Annotated in this window: 12 protein-coding genes and 1 pseudogene; 7 read left to right on the forward strand and 6 right to left on the reverse strand. The window is 74.1% G+C overall.

Translation table 11 applies throughout. The features are described 5' to 3' along the window. Positions 1 to 332 precede the first annotated feature (332 nt). On the forward strand, positions 333 to 1,988 hold the full coding sequence (locus ABZY44_RS20615; RefSeq protein ID WP_356655791.1) for a serine/threonine-protein kinase: 1,656 nt from the start codon (positions 333 to 335) through the stop codon (positions 1,986 to 1,988). A 414-nt stretch (positions 1,989 to 2,402) separates the two neighbouring features. Here the strand turns inward: ABZY44_RS20615 and ABZY44_RS20620 are convergent. Both ABZY44_RS20620 and ABZY44_RS20625 read right to left on the reverse strand, forming a co-directional pair. Further along, positions 2,403 to 3,080, reverse strand: a pseudogene (locus ABZY44_RS20620) (IclR family transcriptional regulator C-terminal domain-containing protein); the annotation flags it as partial. 848 nt (positions 3,081 to 3,928) lie between these two features. Beyond that, positions 3,929 to 4,534 carry a sigma factor-like helix-turn-helix DNA-binding protein gene (locus tag ABZY44_RS20625; RefSeq protein WP_356655793.1) on the reverse strand — a complete coding sequence of 202 codons (606 nt, stop codon included), beginning with the start codon at positions 4,532 to 4,534 and terminating at the stop codon, positions 3,929 to 3,931. 473 nt (positions 4,535 to 5,007) lie between these two features. Between ABZY44_RS20625 and ABZY44_RS20630 the strand changes: the two genes are divergently transcribed. From ABZY44_RS20630 to ABZY44_RS20645, 4 genes are all read left to right on the forward strand, one after another. Beyond that, complete coding sequence (locus tag ABZY44_RS20630; RefSeq protein WP_356655795.1) at positions 5,008 to 5,223, forward strand: hypothetical protein; 216 nt, start codon at positions 5,008 to 5,010, stop codon at positions 5,221 to 5,223. 199 nt (positions 5,224 to 5,422) lie between these two features. Then, positions 5,423 to 7,138 (forward strand): methionine--tRNA ligase, encoded by a 1,716-nt coding sequence (gene metG / locus ABZY44_RS20635; protein ID WP_356655797.1) that lies wholly within the window; start codon positions 5,423 to 5,425, stop codon positions 7,136 to 7,138. A 159-nt stretch (positions 7,139 to 7,297) separates the two neighbouring features. Continuing rightward, positions 7,298 to 8,485, forward strand: coding sequence for a hypothetical protein (locus tag ABZY44_RS20640; protein ID WP_356655800.1), 1,188 nt, complete (start codon positions 7,298 to 7,300; stop codon positions 8,483 to 8,485). A 95-nt stretch (positions 8,486 to 8,580) separates the two neighbouring features. Then, a complete protein-coding gene (locus ABZY44_RS20645; RefSeq protein WP_356655802.1) occupies positions 8,581 to 9,303 on the forward strand; it encodes a nucleotidyltransferase domain-containing protein in 723 nt (240 codons plus the stop codon). 400 nt (positions 9,304 to 9,703) lie between these two features. Here the strand turns inward: ABZY44_RS20645 and ABZY44_RS20650 are convergent, their stop codons facing one another. Both ABZY44_RS20650 and ABZY44_RS20655 read right to left on the reverse strand, forming a co-directional pair. Beyond that, a complete protein-coding gene (locus tag ABZY44_RS20650; RefSeq protein WP_356655804.1) occupies positions 9,704 to 10,375 on the reverse strand; it encodes a response regulator transcription factor in 672 nt (223 codons plus the stop codon). Beyond that, positions 10,363 to 11,655: a sensor domain-containing protein gene (locus ABZY44_RS20655; RefSeq protein ID WP_356655806.1), complete on the reverse strand. Its 1,293-nt coding sequence runs from the start codon at positions 11,653 to 11,655 to the stop codon at positions 10,363 to 10,365. The genes ABZY44_RS20650 and ABZY44_RS20655 overlap by 13 nt, the downstream gene beginning before the upstream one ends. A 162-nt stretch (positions 11,656 to 11,817) precedes the next feature. Here ABZY44_RS20655 and ABZY44_RS20660 point away from each other — a divergent pair, with 162 nt between their 5' ends. Beyond that, positions 11,818 to 12,396, forward strand: a complete 579-nt coding sequence (locus ABZY44_RS20660) for a hypothetical protein (protein ID WP_356655808.1) — start codon at positions 11,818 to 11,820, stop codon at positions 12,394 to 12,396. Between the two features lie 38 nt (positions 12,397 to 12,434). After that, positions 12,435 to 13,211, forward strand: coding sequence for a hypothetical protein (locus tag ABZY44_RS20665; protein ID WP_356655810.1), 777 nt, complete (start codon positions 12,435 to 12,437; stop codon positions 13,209 to 13,211). A 26-nt stretch (positions 13,212 to 13,237) separates the two neighbouring features. Here the strand turns inward: ABZY44_RS20665 and ABZY44_RS20670 are convergent, their stop codons facing one another. Both ABZY44_RS20670 and ABZY44_RS20675 read right to left on the reverse strand, forming a co-directional pair. After that, positions 13,238 to 14,416 (reverse strand): MAB_1171c family putative transporter, encoded by a 1,179-nt coding sequence (locus ABZY44_RS20670; RefSeq protein ID WP_356655812.1) that lies wholly within the window; start codon positions 14,414 to 14,416, stop codon positions 13,238 to 13,240. After that, positions 14,413 to 14,970, reverse strand: coding sequence for a toxin-antitoxin system, toxin component (locus tag ABZY44_RS20675; RefSeq protein WP_356655814.1), 558 nt, complete (start codon positions 14,968 to 14,970; stop codon positions 14,413 to 14,415). Before ABZY44_RS20675 ends, ABZY44_RS20670 begins: the two co-directional genes overlap by 4 nt. Between the last annotated feature and the right edge of the window lie 24 nt (positions 14,971 to 14,994).

A 14,994-nucleotide genomic window follows, 5' to 3' on the forward strand; every position in this document is an offset into this window, starting at 1 on the left:
GACAGCCCAGAGATTCCCCGAGTCAGACCAGGGACGACAGGCCGAGTCGGCCTGCTCCGGAAGCGGCAAGCTTGCGCGCTCCGTCCCTACGTGAGTGCCCGTACCGGGATGGTCGCGTGACCAACACATGATCGGCAGCGGGGCCAGTCGCGGGCCCGCCCCGGCCGCCACCGCCACGGGCTTGCGCCCAGCCGACCAGGCCGACGCCCTCGAGGAACTGACCGAGGAACTGACCGAGGAACTCACGGACGAGCTACGACCGGTGCCACCGCGATCCTGTGGCCCGCCCGGCTGCGGCATCATGGGCGTGTACCGGGTGAGGGGGAACGCGGGTGTCACAGGACGAGTCGCGCGGCAGCGTCGTGGTGGCCGGGCGCTACCGCCTGGAAGAACGGGTGGGCCGGGGCGGGATGGGCACCGTCTGGCGGGCGACGGACGAGCTCCTCGGACGCCCGGTCGCCGTCAAGGAACTCCACCTCGGCGAAGGCGACGAGGGTGGCGTCGCCGCCGGGGCCCTGCGCGAGGCGCGCGCCGTGGCGCACGTACGGCATCCCCACGTCGTGGTGGTCCACGACGTCGTCGAACACGAGGGCCGGCCGTGCATCGTCATGGAACTGGTCGACGGCGGTTCGCTCGCCGACCTGATCGGCGCCGGCAAGACCCTCACCCCCGTCGAGGCGGCCAGGACGGGCCTCGCCCTGCTCGGAGCCCTCACCGCGGCGCACGGTCGGGGAGTGCTCCACCGGGACGTCAAACCGGCCAATGTCCTCATGGAGGCCGACACCGGCCGCGTGGTGCTCACCGACTTCGGCATCGCCCGGCTCAGCGGCGCCACCACCATCAGCGAGACGGGCGCGTTCGTCGGCTCGCCCGAGTACACCGCCCCCGAGCGGATGCAGGGCGCCGAGGCCGGTCCGGCCTCCGACCTGTGGTCGCTCGGCACCCTGATGTGCGCCGCGCTGACCGGGGAATCGCCCTTCCGCCGCGATTCGCTGGGCGGGATCCTGCACGCGGTCGTCTCCGGCGAGATCCGGCCGCCGGCTCAGGCCGGACCGCTGCTCCCGGTCGTAAGGGGGCTGCTGGAGCGCGATCCGGAGCGCCGGATGAAGGCGCCCGAGGCCGAACGCCTGCTGTCGGCGTACCTGGCCGGGGGAAGCCTCGCGCCCGCCGACCGGATCCCCGGCGCCGTGGCATGGCGCAAGTCCACGGCCGCCTCCGCGGCCGCCTCCGGACGCGGACCGGCCCTGGGCTCGGAGGGGTTGACCGCTCCCGCCGTGGCTCCGCGCCCGACGGCCAGGCAGCTCGTCGCCTCCGGGCCGGGCCTTCGCGCCGGACTGATCGCCGCCGCCCTCGTCCTGGTCGCGTCCGGGGTGCTGGCCGGCGCCTCGCTGCTCGGCGGCGAGGACCCGGCAGGGGGGCGGGCGTCGGACGCGGCGGCCGGCGCCCCCCGTACCCCCGGCGCGTCCGAGCCCGCGAGCCCGCCCGCGAGCCCGGCCGCCCCTGCGGGGAGCGCGACGGGGAGCGCCGCGCCGGCCGGGTACCGGGCCCTCGCCGACCCGCAGGGCTTCGGCATCGCCGTACCCGAGGGGTACCAGCGGGCCACCGACGACCAGCGGGTCTTCTACATCTCCCCGGACGGCGCCTTCCGCATCGGAATCCGGGTCAAGATGCCGGTGCCCGGAGGTCCGCTCGGAGTGATGCGGCAAGCCCACGCGAACGGACCGGAGACCAACCCCGGCTACCACGACGGCACGGTCGTCACGACGCGCCGCCACGAACTCCCGGGGGCGCTATGGGAGTTCACCTGGGACGGGTTCAGCCCCGCCGAGGGGGCGCGGCACACCTACGACCTCTGCTGGGACGAGAACGGCAGGATGTACGACATCTGGGTCTCCGCGCCCGTCGGCGAACTCGACCAGGCCAAACGCCACTTCGACACCGCCGTCGCCACCTTCGTCCCCGGCGCGCCCGGCACCGTCGCCCCCTGACGCCGTTCAGGTGCGCAGCACCACCAGGCCGTCGGCCGTCCGCAGAATCCCGGGGAGCAGCGGGGCGAAGGTCCGGGGGAGCGCCAGACACGGGACCCCGCCGTCCGGCGGCGCGTCGAAGAGGTACGCCGCCTCCGAGGCGCTGTCGCTGACCAGGTGCGGCCCGTCGGGCTCCTCGGCGGACCGGGGCAGCGGGGTCCGGAAGACCCTGCGCAGATGGCGCAGGGTCTCCGGGGTGACCGTCCCCTGTGCCGGGCCCGGTACGGCGGTCGGGTCGCCCGAAGCCTCCGGGGCGTCCGAGCCCCCGGAGGTACGGGAGGTCCCGTCCGCCCCGGGCGTCCGCGAGGCTTCCGCGGCGCCATCCGCCTCCGCCGCGTCACCCGGCTCCGCGACGTCCGGCGGGATCGCCCCCGCCAGCAGCAGCGCCAGCAGCACGGGCACCGCCTTGCGGCGCAGTGCCTCCGTGGCCTGCCGCAGCCGGTGCGCCTGCCCCCGGGGCAACGACAGCGCGAGGCTGCCGGCCGCTGCCCCGAGCGTGAGGGGCACCGCCGCGCAGACCACTCCGGGGGCGTACTCGCGCAGGTCGAAGACGGGCGCGCCCGGGGCCACGGAGTCGAGCACCGTGAACAGGGCCCGGCTGTCCGTGATGGTCCGGTCCGTGAGCCGGGCGGGCCGGTGCCGGGCCACGTGATCGGCGCGGCCGTCGTGGTCGAGCTGGCTGAGCAGGCATTTGCCCACCGCGCTGGCGTGCGCGGCCTCCCGGAGGTCGACCCACTGCCGCACGGGCGGGGTGCCGGGCCCGTCGGCCATCTGGGTGATGCGGACCTCGCCCTCCGCGTACCGGCTCAGGTACACGGCCGCGCCCGCGCTGTCCCTGGCCTGCGCCAGCGTGCGCTGGAGCTGGCGCGCGAGGCCCCGGTCGAGCGCCGGTCCGCGGGCGTACACCCCGACGCCGGGCCGGTACGCGTACCCCTCCTCGCACAGCATCGACAGCAGCGGCCGCAGCTCCGCCTCGGCCAGCCCGGCCTCCCGCCCGAGCCGCCCGGCCCGCACCCCGAGCGGCCGCCGCTCGAGGACCCGTACGACGGCCAGGGCGCGCCGCGCCAGCGTCAGGGCCTCGCCCCCGCCGGGCTGTACGGAGGTCTCCCGGGCCGCCGCCGTCAGCGCGGGGTGGCGCAGCGGGCCCGTACCCGGTCCGGGCAGCCGCGCCGGAGCGGGCGAGGGCGGCCGGAACACGTCCAGCACCCCGGACACCCCGGGCGCGGGCAGGGGCACCGGGCCCAGGTCGGGATCCTCGAGCTGTTCGACGTGGCGCAGTACGGCCGCCTGCGCGCACAGCCGCACCTCCCGCAGGTCCCGTGGTCCGCCCGGCCGGAATCCGCGCCGGCCCAGTTCCCGCGCCCAGAAACGGGCGTCGAGGTGTTCGCCGCGCCGGGAGTGGTCGAGGAAGAGGCAGTACGCGGCGTGCACGGTGCGCGAGCATCCGGAGCCGGCGGCGAACTGCCACCAGAACCGGGCACCTTCGCGCAGCCCGGCCAGGTGCAGCAGGCAGCCGAAGACGAGGGCTCCGGGCAGGTCGGCGTGGCCGTCGTCCGCGAACGCGTCGAGCCGCTCCCCGGCCCCCGGCGCGCACACGCGGGCCAGGCAGGCGGCCTTGAGGTCGAGCCTGGCCCGCTCCGCGTCCAGCGGGAGGTCCCGCGCGGGATCGCACCAGCCCGGCCCCCGGCGCCGGCCGGACGTCCCGCGCCGCCCGGAGACCGGCAGCGCGGAGGGGTCCGGGCCGTAGGCGCGTCCCTCGTCGCCGCGCAGCAGCCTCGCCTCCGCCGCGCCCAGGTCGTAGTGCGGGTAGCGGTCGCGCACGCGCGCGCGCGTCAGGAACTCCGCCAGGGAACGGGGGAGTCCGGCGTCCTCGCGCCGGGTGCCGCGACCCGCGTCGCGGCTCATGACCCGGCGGACGTGTCGAGCAGTACGGCGAGCCGTCGCTGCGCCTGGCCGAGCTGGGAGCGGACCGTGGCCTCGTCCACGCCCATGATGGAGGCCGCCTCGCCGGGGGTGCACTCGAGGCCGTACCGCAACAGCACGGTGTCGCGCTGCCGTTCGGCGAGGCGGGACACGGCGGAGTAGAAGCGGATGGCGTCGGTGAGCACCCCGAACTGGTCGGCCTCCGCGTGGTCCTCCTTGAGCGCGGCCTCGAAGGCACTGGTGTCCATCGGTTCCGGCCAGGGGCTGCGGACGTACTGGCGGCGGGCGATCCGCTGCTTCAGCACGGTCCACGCGTAGGCGTCGAGCCGGTCCATGTGCAGCATCCGCAGCCACTCGCCCATGATCGAGTCGAAGGCGGCGTCGACGGCTTCCTCGGCCGCCGCGTCGGATCCCAGCTGCAGGTACGCGAACCGCATGTAGGAGGGGCGCCGGTCGGTGTGGAAGGCCCAGTAGGACAGGCGTGCGCGCGGATCCCACTGGCTCATGGGCGTCGGCCGCCGTCGCCGGCTCGGCAGACCCACGGCTCCGCCACCGGACTCCTCCGGACCGCTGCCATCGCTCACCGCTCCACCCCATCCCGTGTGCGGGGCAAGGAAATCAGCGCGGGCGCATCCGGGGGGCGCAGAGAGCGAACCTGGAGGCATTGCGTTCAGTGATGACCGATCAATGAACGGAGCCGATCACCTCGGTGCTCTACCAGCACGAACGCAGAGGCCGCCCTCTCGTGCACGCGTTCCCCTCCCCGTGGGGGGCGCACAGCGTGGACCATCCCACGATTCACTCGTTTGTCGGAGAGTGTGGGCACCACACGGCGATTCTCGATCACCGCCGTGGAGCAGTACCCCCAGCTCGTGCGGCTCGCCTACGTGACGCTCCCGGTCTCCCCGGGCCGCCACGCCCGGGTGCTCCTGGCGCACAAGGCGTCCAGCGGGCCCTGCCGCGCGGGGGCCGCGGCGCCACCGGCGCCACCGGGGCCACCGGCCCGCGCGACCGCCGCGTGCGGACGCCTCGGCCGGCACCTGCTCGCGGATACCCGGTGGCGGTCGCCGGCCGGCCGCTGGTACCTGCTGGCGGCGGGCAGCCGCGAGTCGCCGGCATCACGGCGGCCGGCGCCGTCCGGGCGGAGGCGGCCGGCCGCGCCCTGGCGGTACCCGTGGCCGGTCCGCAGGGCGCCGGGATCTCCCTGACCGGCAGGCCGGCCGGCGGCGCACCGATCACCGCGCTCGACGCAGGCGCGGGCGGCCGGGACTGAACTCCGGTCCGGCGCCCCCGTCCCCCGCTGTACCATGGCCGCAACGCGAGGGCCGTGACGCAGAGGTCACCACCCTCGCTTTTGCGTTACGGCCACCACCGTCCACCCCGCAGAAATACGGCACGTGGCGTTTCGGCGGTTCGATACGATGAACCGAACGTCACGCTGTACCGGCATAGATGAAATGGAGCATCCGAGGATGGCTCGACACCTGATCACCAGCGCGCTTCCCTACATCAACGGGATCAAGCACCTGGGCAACATGGTCGGGTCGATGCTTCCGGCGGACGTGTACTCCCGGTACCTCCGCCAGCGCGGCCACGACGTCCTCTACATCTGCGCCACCGACGAGCACGGCACCCCCGCGGAGCTCGCCGCCAAGGCGGCCGGCATCTCGGTCTCCGAGTTCTGCGCGCAGGCACACGACGCCCAGAAGGCGGTCTACGACGGCTTCGAGCTGTCCTTCGACTACTTCGGCCGCAGCTCCTCCGCCCAGAACGCCGAGATCACCCAGCACTTCGCCCGGCGCCTCCAGGAGAACGGCTTCATCGAGGAGCGCGCGATCCGGCAGGTCTACTCGCCGGTCGACGGCCGCTTCCTGCCGGACCGCTACGTCGAGGGCACCTGCCCGCACTGCGGGTACGACAAGGCCCGCGGCGACCAGTGCGAGAACTGCACCCGCGTCCTGGACCCCACGGACCTGATCGAGCCCCGCTCGGCCATCTCCGGCTCCACCGAGCTGGAGGTCCGCGAGACCAAGCACCTCTTCCTCCTGCAGTCCAAGCTGCAGCACGAGGTCGAGGCCTGGGTCGCGCAGCACGAGGACGAATGGCCGCAGCTGGCCTCCTCCATCGCCCGCAAGTGGCTGACCGAGGGCCTGCACGACCGCGCCATCACGCGTGACCTCGACTGGGGCGTCCCCGTCCCCGCCGACACGTGGCCCGAACTGGCCGCCGACGGCAAGGTCTTCTACGTCTGGTTCGACGCCCCGATCGAGTACATCGCCGCCACCAAGGAGTGGTCGGACGCCGACCCGGACCACCGCGACTGGAAGTCCTGGTGGTACGAGGCGGAGGACGTCCGCTACACCGAGTTCATGGCCAAGGACAACGTCCCGTTCCACACGGTGATGTTCCCCGCCACCGAACTCGGCGTCTGCGAGCCCTGGAAGATGGTCGACTACGTCAAGGCCTTCAACTGGCTGACGTACTACGGCGGCAAGTTCTCGACCTCGCAGAAGCGCGGCGTCTTCACCGACCAGGCCCTCGAGATCCTGCCGGCCGACTACTGGCGCTACTTCCTCATCGCCAACGCGCCCGAGTCCGACGACTCCTCCTTCACGTGGGAGCACTTCACCGCCACGGTGAACAAGGACCTCGCCGACACCCTCGGCAACTTCGTCAACCGCGTGCTCTCCTTCTCGCGCAAGCGCTTCGGCGACGACGTCCCCGCGGGCAACGCGGCCGGCGAGGCCGAGGCCAAGCTGGGCACGCAGATCGCCGAGCTGCTGGCCGAGTACGAGGGCCACATGGACACCCTCCAGTACCGCAAGGCCGCCGCCGCCCTGCGCGCCCTGTGGTCCGCCGGAAACTCCTACCTGGAGGAGAAGGCCCCCTGGCTGGAGATCAAGACCGACCCCGAGGGCGCGGCCCTCACGCTGCGCACCGCGATGAACCTCATCCACCTCTACTCGGTGGTCTCCGAGCCCTTCATCCCGGCCTCGGCGCGCGCCATGCGCTCCGCCTTCGACCTCGCCGACGACACGGCGACCTGGATCAGCCCGGAGCAGGCCGCCTCGCTCGACGCGGTGCCGGCGGGTACGCCGTTCACGGTGCCGCCCGTGCTCTTCGCGAAGATCACCGAAGAGGACCTGGACTCGTACCGCGAGCGCTTCGGCGGTACCCCGGAGGCCTGAGCCTTCCGAGTCCTCCGTACGGCGAACTGACGCAGGGGCGCGACCTTCCGGGGTCGCGCCCCTGCGGCGCGTCCGGGCTCCGGGGTAGGGAAAACCCCACCCGCAGGACTCCACTTCGCCGTGCAGACCGGGCGGGGGGCCCTTGGCTGCAATGGAGCCATGACCCCTTCCCGTACCCCGCAGGCTCCCTGGGCGTCCGTCGGCTGGCTGCTCGCAACCGCCTGGGCGCTGTCCTTCCCCCTGTTCTCCACCCTCGGACCGCACCGGCTGTGGGGCTGCTGCGCGGCCGTCGGATACCTCGCCGCCGCGGTCCTCACCGTCCGGTCGCCGCGCGCCGCCCTCGCCGCGAGCCTGACGGGAGCGATCGCCGTGCCCCTGCTGTGGCTCGTGCTGAGCGGGCAGGGCCAGTCCGAGGTGACGGTCATCGAACGCTCCGGACGCCTGCTCCTGGAGACCGGCCGCCTCTACGTCGACCACCCGGCCGGAGTGGAGGAGTACACCCCCTACCTGACGGGCATGGCGCTCTTCGGCATTCCGCGCGCGGTGCTGGGCGGCCCGCTGGGCGATGCCCGTCTCTGGTGCGCGGCCGCCCTGTTCGGCGGCATGCTCGCCGGGCGGCGGCTGCTGGGGGGCGAGCGCTCCGGCCTGCTGCCGCTGCTGGTGGCCTCGCCGGTGGTGGCCCTGCCCCTGGTCGTGAGCGGGGTGGACCTGCCGCTGGCCGGGCTGCTCTGCCTGGCGCTGGCGGCCGCCGGCGCCGGGCGGCCGGCCCTGGCCGGGGCGGCCCTCGCGGGGGCCTGCGCACTGAAGTGGACGGCGCTCCCCGCGGTGGCGGTGGCGGTCGCCCTGCTCGCCGTCTGCCGGGGCAGGGGGCCGGCGGTGCGCTGCGCTCTGGTGGCGGTGCTCGGCTCGGCCGCGCTGATCCTGCCGAGCGCGGTCCTCCAGCCGGCGGAGCTGCTGCGGCAGGTGTTCGCGTTCCCGATGGGCCGGGCCGAGGTCCCGACCCCGGCGAGCAGCCCGCTGCCGGGGCACCTGCTGGCCGAACTGGGCTCCTGGGGATGGTACGTGACGGCGGCGCTGCTGGTCCTGGGCGGACTCGCCGTCGCGGTGTCCCTGTGGGCGCGCCCGCCCCGTACGGTCGTGGCGGCCGCGGACCGCCTCGCGATCGGCCTCACCCTGGCCTTCGCCCTGGCCCCCGCGGGCCGGTTCGGCTACCTCGCGCTGCCCCTGCTGCTGTCCGTCTGGGCCCGCTCCTTCACCGTCGCCGACGCCCCGGCCACGGCCTCCCGGATCGTGGCGCGCTCGCCCGGAACGACCGCTCCCGGGAAGCCGGCCGGTCAGCGGGCCTGACACCAGCCTGACACCCGGGCGGGGTCACGGGACCGCGCGCCGGCTCCAGGAAAACCCGGTCGCTGTCGGTACCAGGTTCCTGAAACCCTGCCGGCATGACCCCGGACCCCGTCGACCAGGCTCGACGTCTTGCGCGTGACCGCTTTCCCGATGCGCTCGCCGTGATCCTCGCCGGGTCGACGGCTGCGGGGCGGGCTACCGCGAGCAGCGACCTGGACATCGTGGTGCTCGTCGGGGACGGTGGCGAGACCCGTCGGGAGACGATCCGGTTCGAGGGGCGTGTCGTGGAGCTGTTCATCCACACCCGTGCCGGTCTCGCGGACCTCTTCGCAGCGGATTTCGCCACACGTCGGGGGGTCCTGCAGAGCATGTATGCCACCGGTCTCGTCCTGGTCGACGCGAACGGCGAGGCCGAGCGGGCCCGCGCCCTGGCCGCTGCGGACCTCCGCCACGGTCCGCCGGCGCTGGAAGCGGAGGCGGTCGAAACGAAGAGGTACGGGCTGACCGACGCGCTGGACGATGTCGCCGACGCCGGCGACCCGATCGAGCGCCTCGCGGTGGCCGGTTTCGTTCTCGGCGCCGCGGCCGATCTGCTCTGCGACCACCACCACGCCTGGATCGGCGGCGGGAAGTGGCTGCCACGGCGTCTTCTGGAGGCGGACGCGGAGCGTGGGGCCGCCCTGCTCCATGGGCACCTGCACCTGTGCAGGTCGGGCGACCCGGGACTCATGATCGACGCGGCATCGGGGATCCTCGACCTGGTCGGCGGGGCTCTTCGCGAGGGTTATCGCAGGACCTGGCACGGCCGTCGTGGGTGAGGGGCGCTCCGCCGACGGCGAGTGCGTGCGGGACCCGCGGGACGCGGGGCGTGCGGCCTGCCGGGCCTACGCAGACCAGGATCGGCTCCCGTATCGAAACCCCGCACGGCGGCGGCAGGGCGTTTCGCACCGCGGGGCTGCTCTTCCTCGTCAGCTGCCCGATGATGGCGCTGGCGGCCTACGCCCTGGTCTGGGAGTCCTCGGCGGGCTTCGTCCCCCGCTGGCCCGCTGGGGCATGCGGACCCGGCCCGGGCAGGGCCTTGCCGCGCACGCGACGGGATGACCACGCAGGAGGTGCCGGGAGTCTTCCGCCCGGCGCGGAAAGTGCTCCGAGGCGGTTCCCCGGGCCTTCCGCCGTACGGATCGCAGCCCTCGGTGCCCGGTGCCCCCTCCGCGGTCCCTACGGTGTCTGCGTGCCGCGGAGGTGGGCCAGGACCGCCAGGACGCGGCGGTTGCCCTCCGCCGGGTCGAGGTCGAGCTTCATGAAGATGCTGCTCGCATGCTTGACCACGGCGGCCTCCGTGACGAACAGCCGCGCCGCCAAGGCCTGGTTGTTCAGGCCCTCCGCCATCAGCGTCAGCACCTCCCGCTCGCGCGGCGTGAGCCGGGCCAGCGGCCGGCCGGCGTTCTGCGCGCCGAGCAGCACCCGGACCACCTCCGGGTCGATGACCGTCTGGCCGTCCGCGACCCGCTGGAGGGCGACCAGGAACTCCGCCACCTCTCCGACCCGGTCCTTGAGCAGGTACCCGAGCCCGGCGGAGCCGCCGGCCGGGGAGTCCGCGGTGAACAGCTGGGTCGCGTACGCCGTGGCCACGTACTGCGAGAGGACCAGGACCGGCAACGAAGGGTCCCGTTCGCGGAGTTCGAGCGCCGCCCGCAGGCCCTCGTCGCGGAAGTCCGGGGGCATCCTGACATCGGTCACCACGACGTCCGGCCGCTCGGCGGCCACCGCGCTCAGCAGTTCCCCCGCGTCGCCGACGGCCGCGAGCACCTCGTGGCCGCCGCGCGTGAGCAGTTCCGTCAGCCCGGCACGCAGCAGGACCGAGTCCTCGGCGAGGATCAGCCGGAGCACGGTACCTCCACCCGGAGCTCGGTCGGACCGCCCACGGGACTCGAGACCACCAGCCTGCCCCTCGACATCGCCACCCTGTCCGCGAGACCCGCCAGGCCCGCCCCCGCGCCGGGATCGGCCCCGCCGCAGCCGTCGTCGGTGACGGTGAGGGTGAGCCGGCCGCCTTCGACCCTGCCGGCGACGGCGACGTGCGAGGCGCCACTGTGCTTGGCCGCGTTCGCCAGCGCCTCCGTGACCGTGAAATAAGCCGTTCTCTCCACGGAACCGGCCAGGCGGGGCACGTCCAGGTCCACGCTCACCGGCACCGGATGGCGCAGCGCCACCTCCGCGACGGCCGCCGCCAGCCCGTGATCGGTCAGCACCTGCGGGTGGATCCCCCGCACCAGGTCACGCAGTTGGGTCAGCGCCCGCTGCGCCTCGCCGCGGCCCCGCGCCACCAGCGCGGCGGCGTCGGCCGCCCCGGGCACCTTGCCCAACTCCATCTCGGCCAGCCCCAGCGTCATGCTCAGCGCCACCAGCTGCTGCTGCGCCCCGTCGTGCAAGTCCCGTTCGATGCGCCGCCGTTCCGCCTCGAAGGCGTCGACGAGCCGGATCCGTGACCGGGTCAGTTCCAGCACCCGGGCATCCTCCTCGCGGGGGCCGAGCAGCAGCCGGGCCGCCTTCACCTGGGCGCCCGCGAGCAGGGCTGCCGCGTAGGCGGTGACCACGAGCCCGGCCAGCCCGGCCGCGGTGCCGCCCAAGGCCTCCAGCGGGCCGGAGACCGGTTCACCGGGAACCAGCATCACCGTGTCGGGGGCGACGGCCCAGACGAAGACCGGAGCCGCGACGAGGAGCAGGGAGAAGGAGAGCAGGCCGACGACCCCGAACCCGGCCGGGGCGAAGACCACCCCGAGCAGCGCCGCGTAGCCGAACTCCCGCCAGGTCGCCCGTTCCCGCAGCCGCGTGCGCAGCCAGGCGGCCGCCCCGGCCCCGGCCAGCGAGGTGTGCGGATCCGCCACCGCCAGCGGCTCCACGCAGCGCAGCCGGCGCCGTTCGAGGCTCCCGAGGGGTACGGCGGCGGCCACCGCCGCGAGCAGCAGGAGCAGCCCGATCCCGGCGACGGCCGTCAGGACCCCGAGCCCGACCAGCAGGGCGAGCACCACCGCCGCCGGGTAGCCGACGAGGAAGCCGCTGCCGAGGTAACCCCAGCAGCGCCAGGGCCACCAGGAGCGCAGCAGGAACCGTCCGGGCCTTCGCATCGCGGCCCATACGGCGACGGGCGGTTCATCGGAGTCGGCCATGCGGACAACCCTATGACCTGACCGGAGGTCACATCGCCGCGCCTGGCGCGCACCGCGCCTCCACACGGGATCTTGACCTGTCCGCAGGCGTGTCGAAGCCGGGCGTTGATCGTTTCTTCAGGCGTAACCCTCATCCCTGCTGCGGAATCGGGAGAACGCGCGGTGACCGCTTGGCAGTACTTCGCCGGGGCCGGCCTGGTGGCGGCGCTCTGTCCGCTGCATGGTCACATGGAGGTCGCCGAAGACGGCCACGGACGAGGTGCCCGGGTCGACCTGTGCGTCCCGGCCGGCTCGGAGCCCGGGCAGCCCGCGGCGTCGCCCTCCGTACGGGCCGTGCCGCCGGGACGGGTGACCGCGCACGGCCCCGCGCACCCGACCGTGCGGCACCCCGGGCAGGGTCCGCTCCCGCGGCCGGCTCCGTGGCCGGCTCCGCGGCGAGGCCCGGCGGCGTCCGCCCCGGGGCCGACGGCGCAGGCGGTGGCCGGGGTGGCGCAGCCGCTGGTGGCCGCGGCGGAGGAGCCCGCAGCGGCGCCGACGCCGGTGGCCGAAGCGGCGGCTCCGGGCCGGGGCGCAGCCGTGGCCGGGCCCGCGAGCCGCTTCCACGTGCGCCCGTACCACTCGTCGGCACTGGCGCGGCGCGGCCCGGACGGCATGTCCACCCTGATGCTCATGGTCGTCGTGACCACCCCCGCGGTGCTGGCCGCCGTCGCGCTGCGGCCGCGTTCCAAGAGCCGCGGCTGAACGTGCAGTCCGTTCACCTCAACCTACGGAGAACCCTCGTGTCCGAATGGCTGGTCCTGGCCATCGCCATGGCGCTCGTCTGCGCCGTCGTCTTCGCCTTCACCGCGCTCCGGCACCGCCGGGTCGCCGACGACGAGGACACCAGCGAGACCCCCGACGTCATCGAGTACATGGTGATGATGGTCGGCGTGGTCTACGCGATCGTGCTCGGCCTGGCCATCGCGGGCGTCTGGGAGGCGCGCGGCGCCGCCGAGGACAGCGTGCGCCGCGAGGCCCAGTCGCTGTACGAGGTCACCCAGCGGGCCGATGTCTATCCGGCTCCCGTCCGCGACCGGATCCGGGGCGAGGTGAACGCGTACGTCTCGCACACCGTCGGCGTGGACTGGCCGCGGCTGACCTCCGGGGAGGGCGCGTCCGTGGAGGGCGGCGAGCTCCTCGGCAGGCTGCGCGGCGACGTCACCCACCAGAGTCCGGGCAACGAGCTCCAGGCGCAGGCCTACCAACCGCTGCTGGACCACATCGCGGCCGCCGACGACGCCCGCCACGAGCGGACGCAGAGCGACGCGTCGACGCTGCCCGGCGTGGTCTGGCTGGGCCTGGTGGTGGGCGGGCTGGTCACCGTCGGGCTGATCTTCGCCCTGCAGATCCGGCGCTCGGGCCGCGAACTCCTGCTGGCGGGGCTGTTCAGCGCGCTGATCGTGTTCCTGCTGTTCATGGTGTGGAGCTTCGACGCGCCCTTCGGCCGGGAGGGCATCGATTCGGCGGCGCCGTTCGAGGACCTGTTCCCGGCCCTCTCCCTGGCCGCCGGACGCTGATCAGCGGTGCGAAGGACCCGGCCGGTTCAGAGCGCCGCCGGGGAGGCCTGGCGGCGGAACTCGGCGACCACCGGCGAGTTCCGCAGGGCGTGCGAGATCCGTACGAGGTCGCGCGGCCCGTCGGCGGCCTGCGGGGCCCCCTCCTCGCTGGCCCCGATGACCCGCCCCTCGGGGTCGGCGGAGCGGGCCCGTACGGCGGCGGCGACCATGGCCGCGTCGGCGACGGCGCGCGCCGTCACCTCGTCGGCGCCGGCGGCGAGGGCCCGCGCGAGGGCTTCGTCCCGGTGGTCCTGGTCGAAGTACGGGCCGAGGTGCAGGAAGCCGTCGTGGATGTCGGACTCGCGCTGGATCATCCGGAGCTCCGCCGCGGACCACCAGGCCATCCGCACGCCGGGGACGCCCTCGGGCCCGGCGGTCCGCACCTCGTGCCAGAGCGTGCCGAGACGCCGGTAGGTGGCCCAGTTGCCCAGGCTGTCCGCGAGGCGCTGGCACACGAGCGGGAGCACGAAGCCGACGGCGCTCACGAGCGCGCCGAGCGAGGCGACGGGCGGGGCGACCGAGGTGCTGAGCCAGTCCAGGTCGTGGCCGGCCCAGCGGGCGACGACGGCGGTCATCTTGGTGGCGTCGTAGCTGAGGTTGAAGAGGTACCCCACGACGATGATCATCAGGCCGACGCGGAGCCAGCCGCGGACCTGGAGGGACCAGCGCCAGCACATCGCGACCATCACGACGGCGGCCACGTTGTGCGCCAGCAGGTAGAGCGCGATCAGTTCCCGCATGAACGCGGTGTTGGCGTAGTACGTGTCGAAGTCCCGCAGCCGCTCCTCGGGGGCCCGGCCGAGGGCGAACAGCAGCGTGAGCATCACGATCACGGCGGCGTAGCCGAGGATCCATCGGCGCGAGACGCGCCGGGTCTGCTCCGGATGTCCGCCGCGCCAGTTGACGATCAGGACGAGGCAGGCGGCGCTGAAGGCGGTGATCAGGCAGTAGACGAGCGGGGCGGAGAAGTTGGGGACGCCCGTCCAGCGGTTGACCGCCTCGATGGTGGGCGGGGCGGCGAAGGTGAACACCGCTCCGGCCAGGGTCAGCAGGGCGCAGACCGATCGCAGCAGCGGGTCGCGCCAGTTGTGCCGTAGCGCCGGCAGTTTGAAGGCGAGGGCGATCGCCATCGCCGCTGCCGGTATGTAGTAGTCCTGGCCGTTCAACGGTCGTTCCTGTGCCCCCGGTATCCGAGCGAGGCCTCGATGCGGCCCGCCAGCTGATCACGTTGTGCCGGTGCCCGGTGGCTGGCCGATCCGGCCAGCCAGGTGCGGCACCTGCTGCCCAGCAGTAAACCGAACGTCTCCGCTTCGGTCTCCTCCTGGACGTCGGCGCGCGTGCGCGCGGCGACGCGTCGTACGGTCTCGCCGATGTCGGCCTCGTCCGACAGCAGCCGGGCGGCGACGGCGGCGCCGTCGACGTGGTGGCTGCAGTGGCCGGCCTTCATGTGCCACAGCTCGTGACCGAGGATCACCAGCTGATGGTCGGGTGCGGTGCGTTCCTCGATGACCACCAGATCGCGGTCCGCCATGTCGAGCCACAGGCCGCTGGCCGTCCCCGGCGGGAACGAGGCCATCCGGAACTCCACCCGGCGGCCGCGGTGTTTGCTCATGCCCTCGCAAAGGGCGGCGTAGAGGTCTACGGGCTCCACGGGCGCGGTCAGCGTGATGCCGGCCACCAGCTCCCCGCACAACCGCCGCTGCTCTCTGCCTATGCTCACCGTTCTCCCCGTCGGCGCGGATCC

The organism is Streptomyces sp. NPDC006544, from assembly GCF_040611715.1.
Lineage (GTDB): Bacteria > Actinomycetota > Actinomycetes > Streptomycetales > Streptomycetaceae > Streptomyces.

What these genes read in the sequence shown, in the direction of transcription:
- ABZY44_RS20640 (WP_356655800.1), top strand. Translation starts at nt 7,298, where the DNA reads ATGACCCCTTCCCGTACCCCGCAGGCTCCCTGGGCGTCCGTCGGCTGG.
- metG (WP_356655797.1), top strand. Translation starts at nt 5,423, where the DNA reads ATGGCTCGACACCTGATCACCAGCGCGCTTCCCTACATCAACGGGATC.
- ABZY44_RS20645 (WP_356655802.1), top strand. Translation starts at nt 8,581, where the DNA reads ATGACCCCGGACCCCGTCGACCAGGCTCGACGTCTTGCGCGTGACCGC.
- ABZY44_RS20655 (WP_356655806.1), bottom strand. Translation starts at nt 11,655, where the DNA reads ATGGCCGACTCCGATGAACCGCCCGTCGCCGTATGGGCCGCGATGCGA.